Origin of the sequence: Phyllobacterium sp. LjRoot231, from assembly GCF_964253365.1 — a bacterium.
Lineage (GTDB): Bacteria > Pseudomonadota > Alphaproteobacteria > Rhizobiales > Rhizobiaceae > Phyllobacterium.
Map to the genome: position 1 here is coordinate 3,320,338 of NZ_CAXUQT020000001.1, position 14,686 is coordinate 3,335,023.

13 protein-coding genes are annotated in these 14,686 nt (G+C 55.5%); 5 read left to right on the forward strand and 8 right to left on the reverse strand.

All coding sequences use genetic code 11. From position 1 onward, the window contains the following. Positions 1–308: 308 nt before the first annotated feature. Complete coding sequence (locus tag ACSQ3H_RS16370) at positions 309–824, forward strand: hypothetical protein (RefSeq protein ID WP_436118022.1); 516 nt, start codon at positions 309–311, stop codon at positions 822–824. Positions 825–902: 78 nt separating this feature from the next. On the opposite strand, the gene ACSQ3H_RS16375 is transcribed toward ACSQ3H_RS16370, so the two are convergent. From ACSQ3H_RS16375 to ACSQ3H_RS16390, 4 genes are all read right to left on the reverse strand, one after another. Next, on the reverse strand, positions 903–1,556 hold the full coding sequence (locus ACSQ3H_RS16375) for a LuxR C-terminal-related transcriptional regulator (protein WP_436118023.1): 654 nt from the start codon (positions 1,554–1,556) through the stop codon (positions 903–905). Next, positions 1,556–2,971 (reverse strand): sensor histidine kinase, encoded by a 1,416-nt coding sequence (locus ACSQ3H_RS16380; protein ID WP_436119477.1) that lies wholly within the window; start codon positions 2,969–2,971, stop codon positions 1,556–1,558. Before ACSQ3H_RS16380 ends, ACSQ3H_RS16375 begins: the two co-directional genes overlap by 1 nt. A gap of 659 nt (positions 2,972–3,630) precedes the next feature. Beyond that, positions 3,631–5,043, reverse strand: a complete 1,413-nt coding sequence (locus ACSQ3H_RS16385) for an ATP-binding protein (protein WP_436118024.1) — start codon at positions 5,041–5,043, stop codon at positions 3,631–3,633. Next, the gene (locus ACSQ3H_RS16390) at positions 5,040–5,756 is read right to left on the reverse strand and encodes a response regulator (protein WP_436118025.1); all 717 of its coding nucleotides are present in this window, start codon (positions 5,754–5,756) and stop codon (positions 5,040–5,042) included. The genes ACSQ3H_RS16385 and ACSQ3H_RS16390 overlap by 4 nt, the downstream gene beginning before the upstream one ends. A gap of 306 nt (positions 5,757–6,062) precedes the next feature. On the opposite strand from ACSQ3H_RS16390, the gene ACSQ3H_RS16395 reads away from it, so the two are divergent. From ACSQ3H_RS16395 to ACSQ3H_RS16405, 3 genes are all read left to right on the forward strand, one after another. Continuing rightward, on the forward strand, positions 6,063–6,344 hold the full coding sequence (locus ACSQ3H_RS16395) for a hypothetical protein (RefSeq protein ID WP_436118026.1): 282 nt from the start codon (positions 6,063–6,065) through the stop codon (positions 6,342–6,344). A gap of 43 nt (positions 6,345–6,387) precedes the next feature. Continuing rightward, the gene (locus ACSQ3H_RS16400; RefSeq protein ID WP_436118027.1) at positions 6,388–6,621 is read left to right on the forward strand and encodes a hypothetical protein; all 234 of its coding nucleotides are present in this window, start codon (positions 6,388–6,390) and stop codon (positions 6,619–6,621) included. Positions 6,622–6,920: 299 nt separating this feature from the next. Next, on the forward strand, positions 6,921–7,175 hold the full coding sequence (locus ACSQ3H_RS16405) for a GlsB/YeaQ/YmgE family stress response membrane protein (RefSeq protein ID WP_436118028.1): 255 nt from the start codon (positions 6,921–6,923) through the stop codon (positions 7,173–7,175). Positions 7,176–7,248: 73 nt separating this feature from the next. Here ACSQ3H_RS16405 and ACSQ3H_RS16410 read toward each other — a convergent pair whose 3' ends face one another. Both ACSQ3H_RS16410 and ACSQ3H_RS16415 read right to left on the reverse strand, forming a co-directional pair. Further along, complete coding sequence (locus ACSQ3H_RS16410; RefSeq protein ID WP_436118029.1) at positions 7,249–10,347, reverse strand: efflux RND transporter permease subunit; 3,099 nt, start codon at positions 10,345–10,347, stop codon at positions 7,249–7,251. Further along, complete coding sequence (locus ACSQ3H_RS16415) at positions 10,344–11,549, reverse strand: efflux RND transporter periplasmic adaptor subunit (protein WP_436119478.1); 1,206 nt, start codon at positions 11,547–11,549, stop codon at positions 10,344–10,346. The genes ACSQ3H_RS16410 and ACSQ3H_RS16415 overlap by 4 nt, the downstream gene beginning before the upstream one ends. A gap of 332 nt (positions 11,550–11,881) precedes the next feature. On the opposite strand from ACSQ3H_RS16415, the gene ACSQ3H_RS16420 reads away from it, so the two are divergent. Next, complete coding sequence (locus tag ACSQ3H_RS16420) at positions 11,882–12,460, forward strand: TetR/AcrR family transcriptional regulator (protein ID WP_436118030.1); 579 nt, start codon at positions 11,882–11,884, stop codon at positions 12,458–12,460. On the opposite strand, the gene tgt is transcribed toward ACSQ3H_RS16420, so the two are convergent. Continuing rightward, the gene (gene tgt / locus ACSQ3H_RS16425) at positions 12,461–13,597 is read right to left on the reverse strand and encodes a tRNA guanosine(34) transglycosylase Tgt (RefSeq protein ID WP_436118031.1); all 1,137 of its coding nucleotides are present in this window, start codon (positions 13,595–13,597) and stop codon (positions 12,461–12,463) included. Further along, on the reverse strand, positions 13,594–14,673 hold the full coding sequence (queA, locus tag ACSQ3H_RS16430) for a tRNA preQ1(34) S-adenosylmethionine ribosyltransferase-isomerase QueA (protein ID WP_436118032.1): 1,080 nt from the start codon (positions 14,671–14,673) through the stop codon (positions 13,594–13,596). The genes tgt and queA overlap by 4 nt, the downstream gene beginning before the upstream one ends. Positions 14,674–14,686: the final 13 nt, after the last annotated feature.

Here is a 14,686-nt window from a genome sequence, read left to right on the forward strand (position 1 = left end):
GCACGCCAAACGTAGAACGGGTGCCTCCGTTCCACCATTGGGCTTCAGACCGATGAAGGATGAGACGTATGGCAGTTCAGGAATAAGACCAAAGTCTGGTTACGGTGCGGCAATGGTTTGATCTGGACGATACTGGCGTGGCACTGTTGACAGGCGCCTACCGGGCTGCTTATGCCACTCGCTATATTCGAAGCAGCCTCGATTAGGCCGCCCCAATTCCACGGCATGCGCAGTTGCTATGAACCGAGACCTGCCCCTTCCATTGTCCAGTGCTGTTCGTCGTAGCATGAAACTTATAGGAGGCACTGATGCTTAGCCGTATCAAGCCGGTTCCCGTTCTTTGTGGCGCCCTGGTAACAATGGCCCTGGTCGCGACGCCTTATAAGATCACCTTCGATAGTCAATCTCTCCATTTGCTTGAACAGATGGCATGGGCGAAAGATGGCGGTAAGGGCGGCGGTAATAGTGGCGGGAGCGGTGGAGGTAATGGTGGCGGGAACGGCGGCGGCAATGGTGGAGCGAACGGCGGCGGTAATGGTAGTGGCAATGCCGGTGGCAACAGTGGAGACAACGGCAACGACGGAAAAAACGACAATGCTGGTAACAGTGGCGATGTAAAGGGAGGGACGGTCAATCAATCCACACCCGAAACCCGCGAAAGCGTAGACATTGACGGATCGGCAATGGAGGTTCGTCACGCGAACGGAATGAGTGAAAGGATTGTAGACGGGCGCTACATGATGAAGGATGCGAAAGGCCGCACGATCATCAATCGCATAGCGACATCATCGGATCAGTCAAGATTGCAATCGTTCGTCCACTGAAAGTTCGCTTTGTTAACCACACCTCGTTGCTGATCATAGCTTCTGCAGTTTTAGAATGATCGGTCCGGCAGAGCACCCTCACACAAGGTGATTTTCGTGACCAGCGTCGCGCAATGCCATAGCGGCTTCTGTCCGGTTTGTGACGTTAAGTTTCGCGAGAATGCGCCCCATATGATGTTTCACAGTCTTTTCATGAAGATCGAGCTTCAGCGCGATCCGTTTGTTGCTCAGCCCAGCTGCGACAAGATTCAAGACCTCACACTCGCGGCTGGTGAGTTCGCCAATCGGATCAGTTTTGCTGGGCGCGCCAGACCTTGACGACATGTCGGAGAGTAACCGGGCCGATAGGGCCGGAGAAACGTAACTTTCGCCAGATGCCACAGTGCGTATTATTTCAGCAAGCGCGCGGGAGCCCACGCCTTTGAGGACATAGCCTTTCGCGCCGCTATTCAATGCACTGGCTACATCGTCGCTCGTCTCTGACACAGTGAGCATCACGATCTTCTGACTGGGGAAGAGCTCGAGAATCGGTAAGATTGCGTTTAGACCTCCACCCGGCATCGAGATGTCCATCAAAATAACGTCCGGACGGTGCTCCTGCGAGATCCGGATTGCGTCCTCCTTCGTGCAGCCTTCTCCAACAATCTGAAAGTCACTGATTTCGCCGAGGCTGCGCTTGACACCCTCCCTGAACAACGGATGGTCGTCGATAACTGCAATACGTACTGCCATCACGCCTGCTCCGTCGAATTTATACTCAGTGACATTCGCACCCGCGTGCCACGCTCCGAAGTCTCTATGGTAAAACGTCCCCCAAGGCTTTCAACCCGATCCTTCAGTCCGGCAAGTCCAATGCTGGCATGCCTGATAGCGGCAGGATCGAATCCCGGCCCGCTGTCCGCTACATCAATTATAACGCGCTCGCCCCGCAAAGTTTCCGCTACCCTTTGTTTAATGCCTCCGCCATGGCGGAATCCGTTGTTCAATGCTTCCTGCACGAAACGGTAAATACAGATTTTTGCCGAAGGTTCGAGCTGCAACGGCGTGCTTGATATCGATAAATCAACGCTCGACCCAGTATGATACTCATGCGCCTTGACGGCCCATTGGAGGATTTCCGGCAAATCAGCAGCCTCGATATGCGGTAACACAAGACCGTTGCAAATGTTTCGGATTTCACGCATCGCCTCGTCAAGGCTCTCTTTGATGGCCATCACTTCGCGCTCGCGTATTTCATCCGGCACGGCGGGGTCAATCAGCATATCGCTGTCTAACCGGAGCGCAGCGAACGCCATAAGTTGTGCCGGCCCATCATGCAGATCGGCACCTATCCGCCGGAGATAGCTTTCGTTCAACGCCGCAGCGCGTTGCGAGGCTCGTTGGACGCGCGCATGTAACGTCTTGTTTTGCACAAGCAAACCGGAAAGTTCGCTGACCCGCTGCTTTAGGTCCCGGCTTTGGCGGTCGATTGTCTTACTCCCGCGAAACACGATAGCTGACAAGACCAGAAAAAAGGCCAGCGTAAAGAAGGCCACAGCGAGCCAACTGCGCAGGCGTGCCTGATCCAAACTGTGCTGAAAATCGTCGGCTATCTCATAAAATTCCGATACGGCAACAACTTTGCCCGACCAGGGTTGGAGGACCGGATTATAGATCTCAAGAAGCGGCTTACCGCTCGCACGTTCGGCTTTGCTTTCCACATCGTCAATCTTGTTGAAATTAGCGACCATCTTGCCGGCAAACGCTGTTTTCAGATCATCGTTGACAGCGAAATGCTTGCCCATGAGCCTCTTGTCGTTGGAATAGAGAACCATTCCGTCACTTCGCCAAAGTCTAAACGACACGAGCCTGCTACCCAAAGCACCCTGCCCCAGCGTCTCATCCAACGCATGGGTAACGGTATCACCGAGTATCTGGTTAGTTTGCATGTCGGGAAGGATCGGCGCGATAACGCTGTCCACATATAACGCGGTAGCCGCGGCGGAATTACGAGTAACGGCAGCTTCAATTAGGCCCGCTACAAAAGCGCCAATCAAAATCATCGCGCCCACCGAGACGAGCCCTCCGGCCAGCAGAAACTGCTTTGCGAGAGACTGGGAATTCCAGCGGGTCAGCAAATCATGGGGACGTACAGCAATTTGGCCCATAGGCAGTTTGGCTCCCCACTGCGAGATGGTATCGCGCCTGGCCATTTGATTGAGGCAGTATTCGAACGACCGGTGCGCACCGATGTACTGATGCATTCATGGTTTTCTCCGCTCGGTTTCGAATGGTGGTCTTGGAACGGTCATCAGTGACTATTGTTCCTTCTGGAACCCGTATGCGGCGATATCATGGAACGAATGCCTTCATCCTCCCTGCCATCTCTGATCTTACAGCACCCACCGGAATTTCTTTGAAAGCGGACGGGACTGACCGAACCAATCGGCCCCGCAATGAATAGCTCTCTTGGCGGCTCGGTGCCATTGCTGATTTAAACGGAGATCGTGGAATCTGTTGGTGTACCGCTTTAGCGCGTGGCCTGACGGAGTTCAAATGGCTGGAAAGGTCGCAGTTCGTGCTGCAAAGAGCGAACGCCGAGATTGCCAAAGACGTACCGCGAGAGTGGATTGCGACAGGACTAACTGGGTCCACGACTTTGATTTCGTCGACAACCGATCAGATCGCTGACACGCATCCATCTCGACGTTGACACACTTTCCATTGGCCGAAAGCCGGCTGCCCTACAGCCGCAACGATTCCGCTTGGGGTCTGTCATGATTCCTATCGCGGTCATCCGTAACGGCAGCGGACCGACCGCGTGGTATCAGACCGCGCGCGGAATTCGCAATTCGGCTCTCAGACCGCCCTCTGCGTCATTCTCGAGCTTGATATCGCCACCGCTGCGCCGCGCGATATTGCGCGCGATGGTCAGGCCCAGACCAAATCCGCCAGTCTGCCGGTTGCGCGAGTTTTCGACCCGCCGGAACGGCTGGAACACCTCGTCGAGCTTGGCCTGGGGAATACCCGGCCCTTCGTCACGGATCGTCAGCAGAATGTCGGCGCCATTTTGCATAAGGCTGATATGAGCTTTTTCCCCATAGGTCACCGCGTTGTTCACGAGGTTTGTGACGCAACGCCGCAGCGCAATCGGACGGCCCATGCAGATCAGCCCGCGCGACGCATGGCTGGTTTTGTCGAATGAGGCCTGCGGAAAACTATCTGCAACCGAGTCAACCAACGACCAGAAGTCGATCTTCTCCTGCTCTTCATCGACGATTTCATACGTGGCGAAATCGATGACCGATCGGGATATGGCTTCGATATCATTCAGATCATGCGTGAGTGATTGGCGCAGGGGCGATTTGCGCAACAATTCGAGACGCAGGCGAATGCGGGTCAGCGGCGTGCGCAGATCATGCGCCAATGCTGCAGCAAGCTGCTCGCGGTCGGCTACATATTCCCTCAGTTGCGCCTGCATGGTGTTCACCGCCCGCGCCGCCGATTTATACTCGCTGCTGCCAAATTCGGGCAATGGCGGCGACTTCACATCCTCGCCGATGCGCTTGACCGCTCTTTCCAGTGCACGGTATGGCGCCGTCAATCGGCGCATCGCCCAGATTGACATTGCAATCACCACCGCAGCGACAGACCCGAAAAGCGGCAGCGTCTGCGCGGTGAAGATCGGAGGGTCCGGCGCGATCGGCGTAACGAAATTCAGCCATTGGCCATCCTTGAACTTAATCGAGGCCGCGAGCCCGTCACTCTGGCTGAAATCCTCCGCGATATCAGAAAGCTGGCGCTCTACAATGCCGACATCGGGATCAGGTGCACTGGGACTTGTTGCGGGAGTGCTAGGCGCCCGGTTCGACACGCGGCGGATCCGGGCGTCGGTTACACCGAAAGCGGACAATCGCGCAACAAGCACATCTTCGAGCTCGGCAAGACTGTCGTCCGAAGCGATAGCCGACGTCACGGCCGGCTCGTCGGACATGGAAAGAGGATTGGCTGTGTTCGACAAAGCGCTCGCAAGAAGTGATCGGTCGGCTGCGGGCGAAGCATAGAGCACTTTGACGAGCGTATAGGCGCGTTCGCTCAAACGAAACAGTTCGAGCACATTGTTGTTTTCGGTACGATCGCGAGAGACGATCGATAGTGTTGCAACCTGCGTCGTAAGCAGGCCTGCAATCAGGATGAGCAGGATCCAGCTTGGCAGCGACTGGGGCAGGAACCGTTTCATTCCGGGGTCGCTTCGGGAACGAATTGATAGCCGCCGCCACGGATCGTCAGGATCAGTTTCGGCGAACGGGAATCATCTTCCATCTTCCGGCGAAGACGACTGATCAAAATATCGATGCTGCGGTCATAGCCATAAGCGGCATTGTTGCCCACCAGTTCCAGCAGCTGATCGCGGCTCAACATGCGCTGGGCGCTTTTGACCAACGTTTCCAGAAGATTGAACTCCGCCGTGGTCAGTTCCACGCGCACCGCGTCTGGAGACACAAGCCGCCGCCGCGAGCAGTCCATCGTCCAGCCGGCGAATCTGTAGATCGTGGGTTCGAGGCGCCGGTCAGGACCGGAGGTATCGAGACGGCGCAGCACTGCCCTGACCCGCGCCAGCAGCTCCCTCGGATCGAACGGCTTGGAGACGTAATCGTCTGCACCCATTTCGAGCCCCACCACCCGGTCAGTGGTTTCCGTGACGGCAGTCAGCATGATGATCGGGATGCGGGAATGCATCCGGATATCCCGGCAGATTTCCATGCCGCTCTTGCCCGGAAGCATTACATCCAGGATGAGAAGATCGATGGGCGAGCGGGAAAGCACTTCCTGCATTTCCTCGCTGTCTCGTGCAACCGAGACATGCATTCCCCGCTTTTTCAAAAACTCATGCAGGAGATCGCGAATGGCTTCGTCATCGTCGACAATCAGAATATGCGCTTCGGATTTCATACTCAATTCCTGATGGTGATCGTTTGCGCCCAGCCATTCCGCGCGGTTCAAGTCATTGTTTTTATGCATGATCCACTTTGGAAAGCCATGCAATTCTTCGGGACCAGAGAGTAAACCTGCAACATCCAATGACTGGCGAAGCGGGCAGAATTCTGTCGTTCCGCGTCTTGTTACAATCCAGAAACAAAACACCACAAAGCAGAAAAACTGAGGCAACACTTATGCCCGATAAAAAGCCCGTCAACCCGCTGTTGACCGGCTGAAACAGGATTTTTTCGTAACTCAATGGCTCTTATGCGGAACATATTGACCATTTCGACGATCGTCCTGACCGGTGCGATGTTCTTCACCGCACCAATCGAACAGTCAATGGCCGCGGAGACGCTCACCCGCACAGAATTGTGCGGCAAGCTCCAGCAACAAGTTCAACATGTAATTACGGAACACGCCGAGGCAAAACGGGCAGCCAAGGCGAAAGCACTTCAAAAAACGGGAACGAGGTTCTGCGCAAACAACAAACAGGCGCAGGGGATCCGATCGTATGCCCAGGCTTTGAAGCTGCTTGGTGTGCAGCCGGTCGATGACTGACCGGCTATGTCCCATAAAGCCCGCATCAAAAGGAAACTGACCAATGAAAAAGTCCCTCTATACAGCTCTCGGTTTCGCCGTTGCCCTCGCTGTTTCGGCTCCGGTTATCGCTTCCAGCGCCAACGCCGCTCCTGCAGCAACGGCAGCTGCCCCGGATACGACGACGACAACTATGAAAAAGGCTCCTAAGCATTTAAAGAAGGTGCACAAGACGTCCGCCAAGAAGAAGGCTGTAAAGCAGCCGGCTACTACTGCTCCTGCTGCGCCTGCGCAATGACCTTCTGAGCACGACATTTCTGTCGTATTCGAAACTATGCCGGTCGTGGGAAACTACAGCCGGTATAGTTTTTTGACCACGTTAATGTCTAAATTTCATTTGCAAACTTTCGTTATTCAAATGCCGCATCCCATCGTAAAATCAACTTGGTGATTCTCCTGCCAGTGCATGGATCAAGAATCCTGGGCCGGTGAAGCATCTACTGCGCCGTGCGTTCAATTGGACGCACAAACTTTGAATGGAGCATAGTCCTTTTGGGATTATGCTCTTGGCAAAACCGGTTTATGGGAGAATTGGCTATGGGCGGAGAAAGTCTAATTATTTTTCTTTTGGTGGGGTTGATAGCGGGATGGCTCGCGAGCCAGCTCGTTCGCGGAGGCGGTTTCGGCCTCGTGGGTGACCTGGTTGTCGGCGTTATCGGTGCCTTCATTGCAGGATATCTTTTTCCGAGGCTCGGCATTTCGCTCGGCAGCGGCATCATTGGCGCAATTATAGCCGCAACGGTCGGAGCGGTCATCCTTCTGTTTATCCTACGCGCCGTTAAACGAGCCTGACTTTTCATCCAGCATAAAACAAAGCCCCCGAACCTTTCCGGTGCGGGGGCTTTTCTTTTTAACTTAGCGCGGACTATTCGTTCAGAAGTGGCTCACCTGCGGTGCCGCCCCTCCCGTATTCAGGAACCGGCGTTGCCGTTTCAACCTTTTCATCCTTCCTGGAAATGAAGGTGTAGAACATCGGAACCACAAAGAGGGTGAAGACCGTACCGACAATAATACCGGAGAAAATCACCAGACCGATCGAATAGCGAGCCGCGGCACCGGCACCAGTCGCCGTGATCAATGGAATAACACCAAGCGCCATGGCGGCGGTCGTCATCAGGATCGGACGAAGCCGAGTCTTTGCCGCAAGGATGATCGCGTCATGCCGCGATACACCGTGCAGTTCGCGTTGCTGATTGGCAAACTCCACCATGAGAATACCATGCTTGGTGATCAGACCGACAAGCGTGATCAGGCCGACCTGCGTATAGATATTCAGCGTGCCCAATCCGAGATTGAGCGGCACGATCGCGCCGAAGATCGATAGCGGGACCGACATCATGATGATGAACGGATCGCGGAAGCTTTCGAACTGCGCCGCAAGCACCAGATAGATCACGATCACCGCAAGTATGAAGGCAATCAGAATCGTACTACCCTGCTCAATTTCCAGGCGCGACTGGCCCGAGTAATCCATGAAGAAGCCATCCGGCATCAAGGGAGTAGCCGTATTGATAACCGTCTGCAGACCCTGACCGGTGGTAACACCTGGTAATGGCAATGCCGAAATCGTCGCCGAGTTCAGCTGGTTAAACTGTTCGATAGCAGCTGGTGATGCATTCTCCGTGATTTTGATCACTGCCGACAAAGGCACCATTTCACCAGATGCACTCTTGACGAAATATTGGCCGAGCTTTTCCGGGTTAGACCGATAATCCTGTGGCACCTGAGGAATAATGTCGTAGCTGTTGGAATCACGATCGAATTTCGAGATCTTGCCGCCACCGACGAGCAAGCCGAGCGTTTGGCCAATGTCGCTCACCGGTACGCCCAGAGCCGAAGCCCGGTCGCGATCGATCGTCACCGTAACCTGCGGTGCATTGAAGGACAGCGAGTTCTGCACGATGATGAACTGGCCGGAAGCCTGCGCCTTGTTCTTGATCTCTTCGGCAACTTCGAACACCTTGTCGGCCGGACCAGTCGACTGGATGATGATTGAAATCGGCAGCCCGCCACCGGTACCCGGCAAGTCAGGCGGCGCAAAGATGAAGGCTTCGGCGCCGGCAATCGGGCTGATCATGCCCTGCAATTCCTGCTTGAGCTGTGCTTGCGACTTGGTGCGCTCTGACCAATCCTTGAACACCCAGATGGCGAAGGCGGAATTCGTCGCGCCGAAGCCCAGGATATTGAAGCGTGTTTTCAACTCCGGCAAGTCCTTGGTCAAGGCATCGATCTGATCCGCATAAAGTTTGGTATATTGCGATGTCGCATATTGCGGGCCATTGACGATGGCAAACAGTGCACCCGAATCTTCTTCGGGAGCAAGTTCGGAGTTGGTCTTGGTAAGCAGGAAGCCGGTCAAGGCAACGAGTGCGATAACGATAAACAAGGTGACGAACCGGAAATTCAGCGAGCCCGCAACGCGCCGTTCATAAGCGCCTTCAAGCCAACCAAAACTGCCATCAACAATTCTCTGGAACCGGCTGTGACCGCCTGCGCGAAGCAACAATGCGCACATCATCGGCGAGACGGTCAAAGCCGCGACACCGGAAATGATGACGGCGCCGGCAAGCGTGAACGCGAATTCACGGAACAGCGAGCCAGTGAGGCCACCTGTAAATCCGAGCGGTGCAAACACGGCCGCAAGCGTGATGGTCATCGCCACGATGGGTCCGGTGATTTCCCTCATGCCTTTTAACGCGGCATCGAGCGGTCTCAGCCCCTCCTCAATATGACGATGGATATTCTCCAGAACCACTATCGCGTCGTCGACGACGAGACCAATGGCCAGAACCATCGCCAGAAGCGAGAGCAGATTGATCGAATAACCGAGCAGGAACAAAAAGAAGCACACGCCGATCAGGGAAATCGGGATGGTGACAACCGGAATGATGACCGAGCGGAAAGATCCGAGGAAGAGCAGGATCACGGCAACAACGATCAGCACCGCCTCACCGATGGTCTTGAACACTTCCTCGATCGATGAGCTGATTTGCTCGGTCGAGTCGTAGACCATGTAAAGCCGCATGCCTTCGGGCAGGCTTGCCTGAATCAAGGGCAATTCCTTGCGAACAGCAGCTGTCATATCGATGGGATTGGCGGCAGGTGTCGGGAAAATACCAAGGAATGTGCCGCTGGATCCATTGAAGCTAACGATTGTATCTTTGCTGACCGCTCCCAGCTCAACCCGGGCCACGTCACGCAGACGGATGATGTTGTCGCCGTCGGACTTGATTGGCATCGCGCCAAAAGCCTCAGGCGTCTGCAATGTCGTCTTCAACGTGATTGGCGCGGCATTATAGAGGTTTTCAATCTTGCCCGGCGCCGACAGGAAGTTCGACTGGTTGATCGCCGTCAACACTTCCGTTGCAGTCGTCTTGCGGGCAGCCAGCTTGATCGGATCGATCCACACACGCATCGAGAAGACTTGGCCACCCAGAATCTGCGCGTCGGCAACACCCTGGATCGTCGACATGCGCGGCTGGATAACACGCTCCAGATACTCCGTAATCTGCTCGCTCGTCATGTTCGGGTTTTGCACGGCGAGATACATCGTCGCGAAATCCTGACCTGTACCCTTGGTGATCACGGGATCGTCGGCTTCTTCCGGCAGATCGCCGCGCACCTGGTTGACCTTGGAAATCACTTCCGTCAGCGCAGCGTCAGGATTGGCGCCAAGCTTCATCTGGACTGTCACCGTGCTCGATGACGGAGCGGAAGATGACGTCACGTAGTCGATGTTTTCCGTGGTGGTCACAGCCTTTGCGATCGGAGCAGAGATGAATCCCTGCATCAGATCAGCGCTGGCGCCGGCATAGGCGGTCTTGATGGTGATAACCGTCTCCTCGACTTTGGGATATTGGCGAACGGAAAGGTTCACCAACCCCTGCGCGCCGAGCAGGATGATCATCAGAGCGACAACCGTCGACAGGACCGGACGGCGAATGAATATGTCTGAGAAATTCATTTTGTAGGCAGTCCTGATTCTGCTGTGTTGGCGGGATTCACATCGTTGGCGATCTTGACTGTTGCCCCGGCGTTCAAACGGTTCTGACCTGCTGTAACGACGATATCACCCTCTTTGAGACCCTTGGTTATTTCGACCACAAGACCGGAACGGCGTCCCGGTGTGACGAAAACCTGCGCAACGCTGAGCTTCTCTTCCTTCTTGTCAGCTGTCGCCGGCTGTCCAGCTGCGTTCGCGCCATCTGCCGGTTTGGCTCCATCCGCGGGTTTAGGTGCATCTGCCGGCTTCGCCTCGTTTGTAGCGGGACGGACTACGAAAACGTAATCGCCGTAAAGGCTTGATACGAGCGCCGTCTGCGGCAGCGTGAAAACATTTTCTTCCCTGGGCAACGTCACCCGAACCTGTGCAAACTGTCCCGGACGCAGCTTTTCACCCGGATTTTCCACCTGTGCACGAACTGAAACCAGCCGGGTGGCCGGATCGATCCTCGGCTCGACAGCTGTGATCTTGCCCTGGAAGTTGATGTCACTATCCGTCAGGCCGAGTCTGATCGGCTGGCCGATCCTTACTTCGCTCAGCGTCTGTTCGGGAACCGTGAAGTCCACGCGCATCGTGCTAAGATCCTGCAAGGACACGACCACCGTGCCTATTGGCAGATATTGCCCGAGTTCAATGCGCGGAATGCCGACGGTGCCCTTGAACGGCGCCTTCAAAAGCTTCTGCTCCATAACCGCTTGCAGTTTGGCAATCTCAGCCTTCTTGGCCAAAGAGGCAGACTGCGCTTCATCCACAGCAGACACAGCACCGACACCTCGGGTATTGAGCGTGCGGGCACGTGCCAGGGTCTGATCCATCAGTACATCCTGCGCACGAGCGGCAACAATGTCGGCTTTCTCGATCGCATCGTCGAGTTGCAGGAGCGGCGCGTCCTTCTCGACTATCTGGTTAGCCTTGAACGGGATATCCTTGACGATACCGGCAACTTCGACCGAGAGTTCAACACCCTGAATGGCGCTGACCGTACCGATCGCCTCGATTTCCGGCATCCACTCACCCGGCTTGACGGTGTAAGTCGACACGGGCGCCGCTGGCTGCTGCATGGTCGCAAAGAACTGCTTGATCATCGTTTCTCTGAACAAATTGAACCAAACCAAGCCACCAGCAACTGCCACGACCAGAATTAGAATAATTGCTGGTAGCATGTAGCGCTTGATCCTTGGGAACAATGCCCAGATCAATCCAACGAAGACCAGGATGCCGATGGCTGTAGGCAGTATGTAGCCCTTGAATTCCGGGGCCTTTGTCCATACCAGTCCACTGACCACAACCAGGATTAGAACGATTACGGGTATAGTGTAGCGCTTAATCATGGAAGGGTTGCTCCGAAAAACAAAACAATGGCCAGCAAAAAAGTCTGCCAGCCAGTCATATGGGATTAAATCGTGTGGACTTGATGGCCACGCGCAATGTACTGTACCGTCCGGACGGTAATGTCAATATGGGCTGATAGTTCCCTTACATCGAAAGCGCTAGAATGACGACTGATACCCTTTCTACAAAAGACAAGATCTTGCAGGCAGCAGCTGAAATCGCCAAGGAAGTAGGGCCTGTGCACCTCTCCCTTGATGCGGTGGCGCGACGAGCGGGTCTTTCAAAAGGGGGGTTGCTTTATACGTTTCCGACCAAGGCCAAGTTGCTGGAAGCGCTCGTTGAACAACACGTCTCCGAGTTCGACGAATCACTCCGCAAAGAGGAAGCGGCCAGGAATCACGGACCCAACAGCGTCGTGCTTGCCTGTATCGCTGTCTATCGGGCTGAGTTTGTTTGTAACGAGCCGGAACCTTCGGGTATCCTCGTGGCTATTGCCAATGATCCCGGATTTCTTGAACCCATTCGCCGTTACAACAAGCAACTACTGCAACGCATGCGCGAAAACGCGGAAGATCCTGCGCTGGCGATGATGGTGTTTCTGACGATCGAAGGCTTGCGCAGTCTGAAACTCTTCGAGATGAATGTGGTAAGCAAAGAAGAGCAGATCGCGGCGATCGATAGGCTGAAGAACCTGTTCGAACCCGCCGATCCGGAAACGGTAGAGGTGGCTGTCCCCGCCTGATCAGGCAAACAGCGGTATATCGCCCCGTGCCCACGCTACTTGCGTTTCTTCCATGAAGCCATTGAAGTTGCTGACTTCGATAGCGCCGCGAATACCTTGCATTAGCTGCTGATAGTAAGAAAGATTGTTCCACGTCAACAGCATCGCACCCAACGCTTCACCTGACTTGACGAGATGATGCAAATAGGCGCGGCTGTAGTCGCGCGCTGCCGGGCACGGCGATTCTTCGTCGAGCGGCCGCGGATCATCCGCATGTCGCGCATTGCGCAGGTTGACCTTGCCGCGCCGGGTGAAGGCGAGGCCGTGCCGCCCTGCCCGCGTTGGCATCACACAATCGAACATATCGATGCCACGCGCCACCGATTTCAGGATATCGTCCGGCGTGCCGACGCCCATGAGATAGCGCGGCTTGTCGCCCGGGAGCTCCGGACAGGTGATATCGAGCATTTCCAGCATGATTTCCTGCGGCTCGCCAACCGCGAGCCCGCCGACAGCATAGCCTTTCAGATCCAGACCCTTAAGCGCCTGCGCAGAGCGGATGCGCAGATCGGCGACGTCGCCCCCTTGCACAATGCCGAACATGGCCTTGCCGGGCTGGCTGCCGAAGGCAATCTTGCAGCGTTCGGCCCAGCGCAGCGACAGTTCCATAGCCCGCTGGATGTCCTTGGGTGTCGATGGCAAAGCAACGCATTCGTCCAGTTGCATCTGAATATCGGAATCCAGCAGCCCCTGAATCTCGATCGACCGTTCCGGCGTCATCTCATACGCGCGACCGTCGATATGCGAGCGGAACGTAACGCCGCTTTCGGTCAGCTTGCGCAATTGCGCCAGCGACATGACTTGAAACCCGCCGGAATCCGTCAGGATCGGTCCCGGCCAACGCGCAAACGCGTGCAATCCGCCAAGTTTCGCCACGCGTTCAGCGCTCGGCCTCAGCATCAGATGATAGGTATTGCCAAGAATAATATCGGCGCCAAGATCACGCACCTGATCCATATACATGGCCTTGACGGTGCCGCCAGTGCCAACCGGCATGAAGGCTGGCGTGCGCACAGTCCCGCGCGGCATGGTGATTTCGCCGCGCCGCGCCTTGCCATCGGTGGCAATCAGTCTGAATTCAAAATTTTCACTTGTCATGATGCGGATCGCCATAACAGGCTTGCATCGCCATAGGAATAGAAGCGGTAGTGATTTTTGATCGCATATTCATAGGCCGCATGCATCCGTTCGAAACCGCTAAAGGCCGAAACCAGCATGAACAGCGTCGAGCGCGGCAGGTGAAAATTGGTCATCAGCATGTCGACGACGCGGAAGTTGTAACCCGGAGTAATGAAAATATCCGTCGGCCCCGCCCAAGGCTTGATGACACCGTTTTCGTCGGTTGCGCTTTCAAGCAGACGCAGCGATGTTGTACCGACGCTGACAACACGCCCGCCCCGCGCCTTGACGGCATTGAGAGCCTCAGCCGTGCGTTGATCGACCGTCCCGATCTCCGCATGCATCTTGTGATCGGCGGTGTCATCGGCTTTCACGGGGAGAAACGTGCCCGCGCCCACGTGCAACGTCACGAAATGTTCTTCTATTCCGCGTTTCTTCAGATCGTCCAGCAGTTCAGGGGTGAAATGCAGTCCCGCGGTTGGCGCCGCAACTGCGCCTTCTTCCCGCGCATAGACGGTCTGATAATCCTCGCGGTCGCGACTGTCGTCGGCACGTTTGGACGCGATATAGGGCGGCAGTGGAATATGTCCTACGGCAGCAATCGCCTGATCGAGATCGGCACCGCTGAAATCGAACACCAGCAGTGCCTCGCCAGCCTCGCCCTTTTCAGCGACTGTCGCCTGCAGCGAACCGAGCAGGCAGGCATTATTACCATGACCGAAGTCGATCCGTTCACCCTCCTTGATGCGCTTTGCCGGACGCAGGAATGCTTTCCAGCGATCCGGACCGGCGCGCAAGTGCAGCGTCGCGCCGATCTGGGCTTTTACACCCTCTCGCTCACGAAATCCTTCAAGTTGTGCCGGTATCACCTTGGTATCGTTGAACACCAACGCATCACCTGCACGCAGAAAATCACCGAGATTTCGAACGGTACTACCTTCGAATTCAGAACCGTCCGCCTTCACAAGCAAAAGCCGCGCTGAATCGCGCGGCTCTGCAGGTCTCAATGCGATGTTCTCTTCGGGCAGATCGAAATCGAAAAGATCAACACGCATAATACATCAATAC

Bases quoted from the DNA above. Each gene is read 5' to 3' on its own strand.
- queA (WP_436118032.1), bottom strand. From the start codon at position 14,673: ATGCGTGTTGATCTTTTCGATTTCGATCTGCCCGAAGAGAACATCGCA.
- ACSQ3H_RS16385 (WP_436118024.1), bottom strand. From the start codon at position 5,043: ATGAAACGGTTCCTGCCCCAGTCGCTGCCAAGCTGGATCCTGCTCATC.
- ACSQ3H_RS16375 (WP_436118023.1), bottom strand. From the start codon at position 1,556: ATGGCAGTACGTATTGCAGTTATCGACGACCATCCGTTGTTCAGGGAG.
- ACSQ3H_RS16405 (WP_436118028.1), top strand. From the start codon at position 6,921: ATGGGCGGAGAAAGTCTAATTATTTTTCTTTTGGTGGGGTTGATAGCG.
- ACSQ3H_RS16410 (WP_436118029.1), bottom strand. From the start codon at position 10,347: ATGAATTTCTCAGACATATTCATTCGCCGTCCGGTCCTGTCGACGGTT.
- ACSQ3H_RS16420 (WP_436118030.1), top strand. From the start codon at position 11,882: ATGACGACTGATACCCTTTCTACAAAAGACAAGATCTTGCAGGCAGCA.
- ACSQ3H_RS16400 (WP_436118027.1), top strand. From the start codon at position 6,388: ATGAAAAAGTCCCTCTATACAGCTCTCGGTTTCGCCGTTGCCCTCGCT.
- tgt (WP_436118031.1), bottom strand. From the start codon at position 13,597: ATGACAAGTGAAAATTTTGAATTCAGACTGATTGCCACCGATGGCAAG.
- ACSQ3H_RS16370 (WP_436118022.1), top strand. From the start codon at position 309: ATGCTTAGCCGTATCAAGCCGGTTCCCGTTCTTTGTGGCGCCCTGGTA.
- ACSQ3H_RS16415 (WP_436119478.1), bottom strand. From the start codon at position 11,549: ATGCTACCAGCAATTATTCTAATTCTGGTCGTGGCAGTTGCTGGTGGC.
- ACSQ3H_RS16380 (WP_436119477.1), bottom strand. From the start codon at position 2,971: ATGGGCCAAATTGCTGTACGTCCCCATGATTTGCTGACCCGCTGGAAT.
- ACSQ3H_RS16390 (WP_436118025.1), bottom strand. From the start codon at position 5,756: ATGAAATCCGAAGCGCATATTCTGATTGTCGACGATGACGAAGCCATT.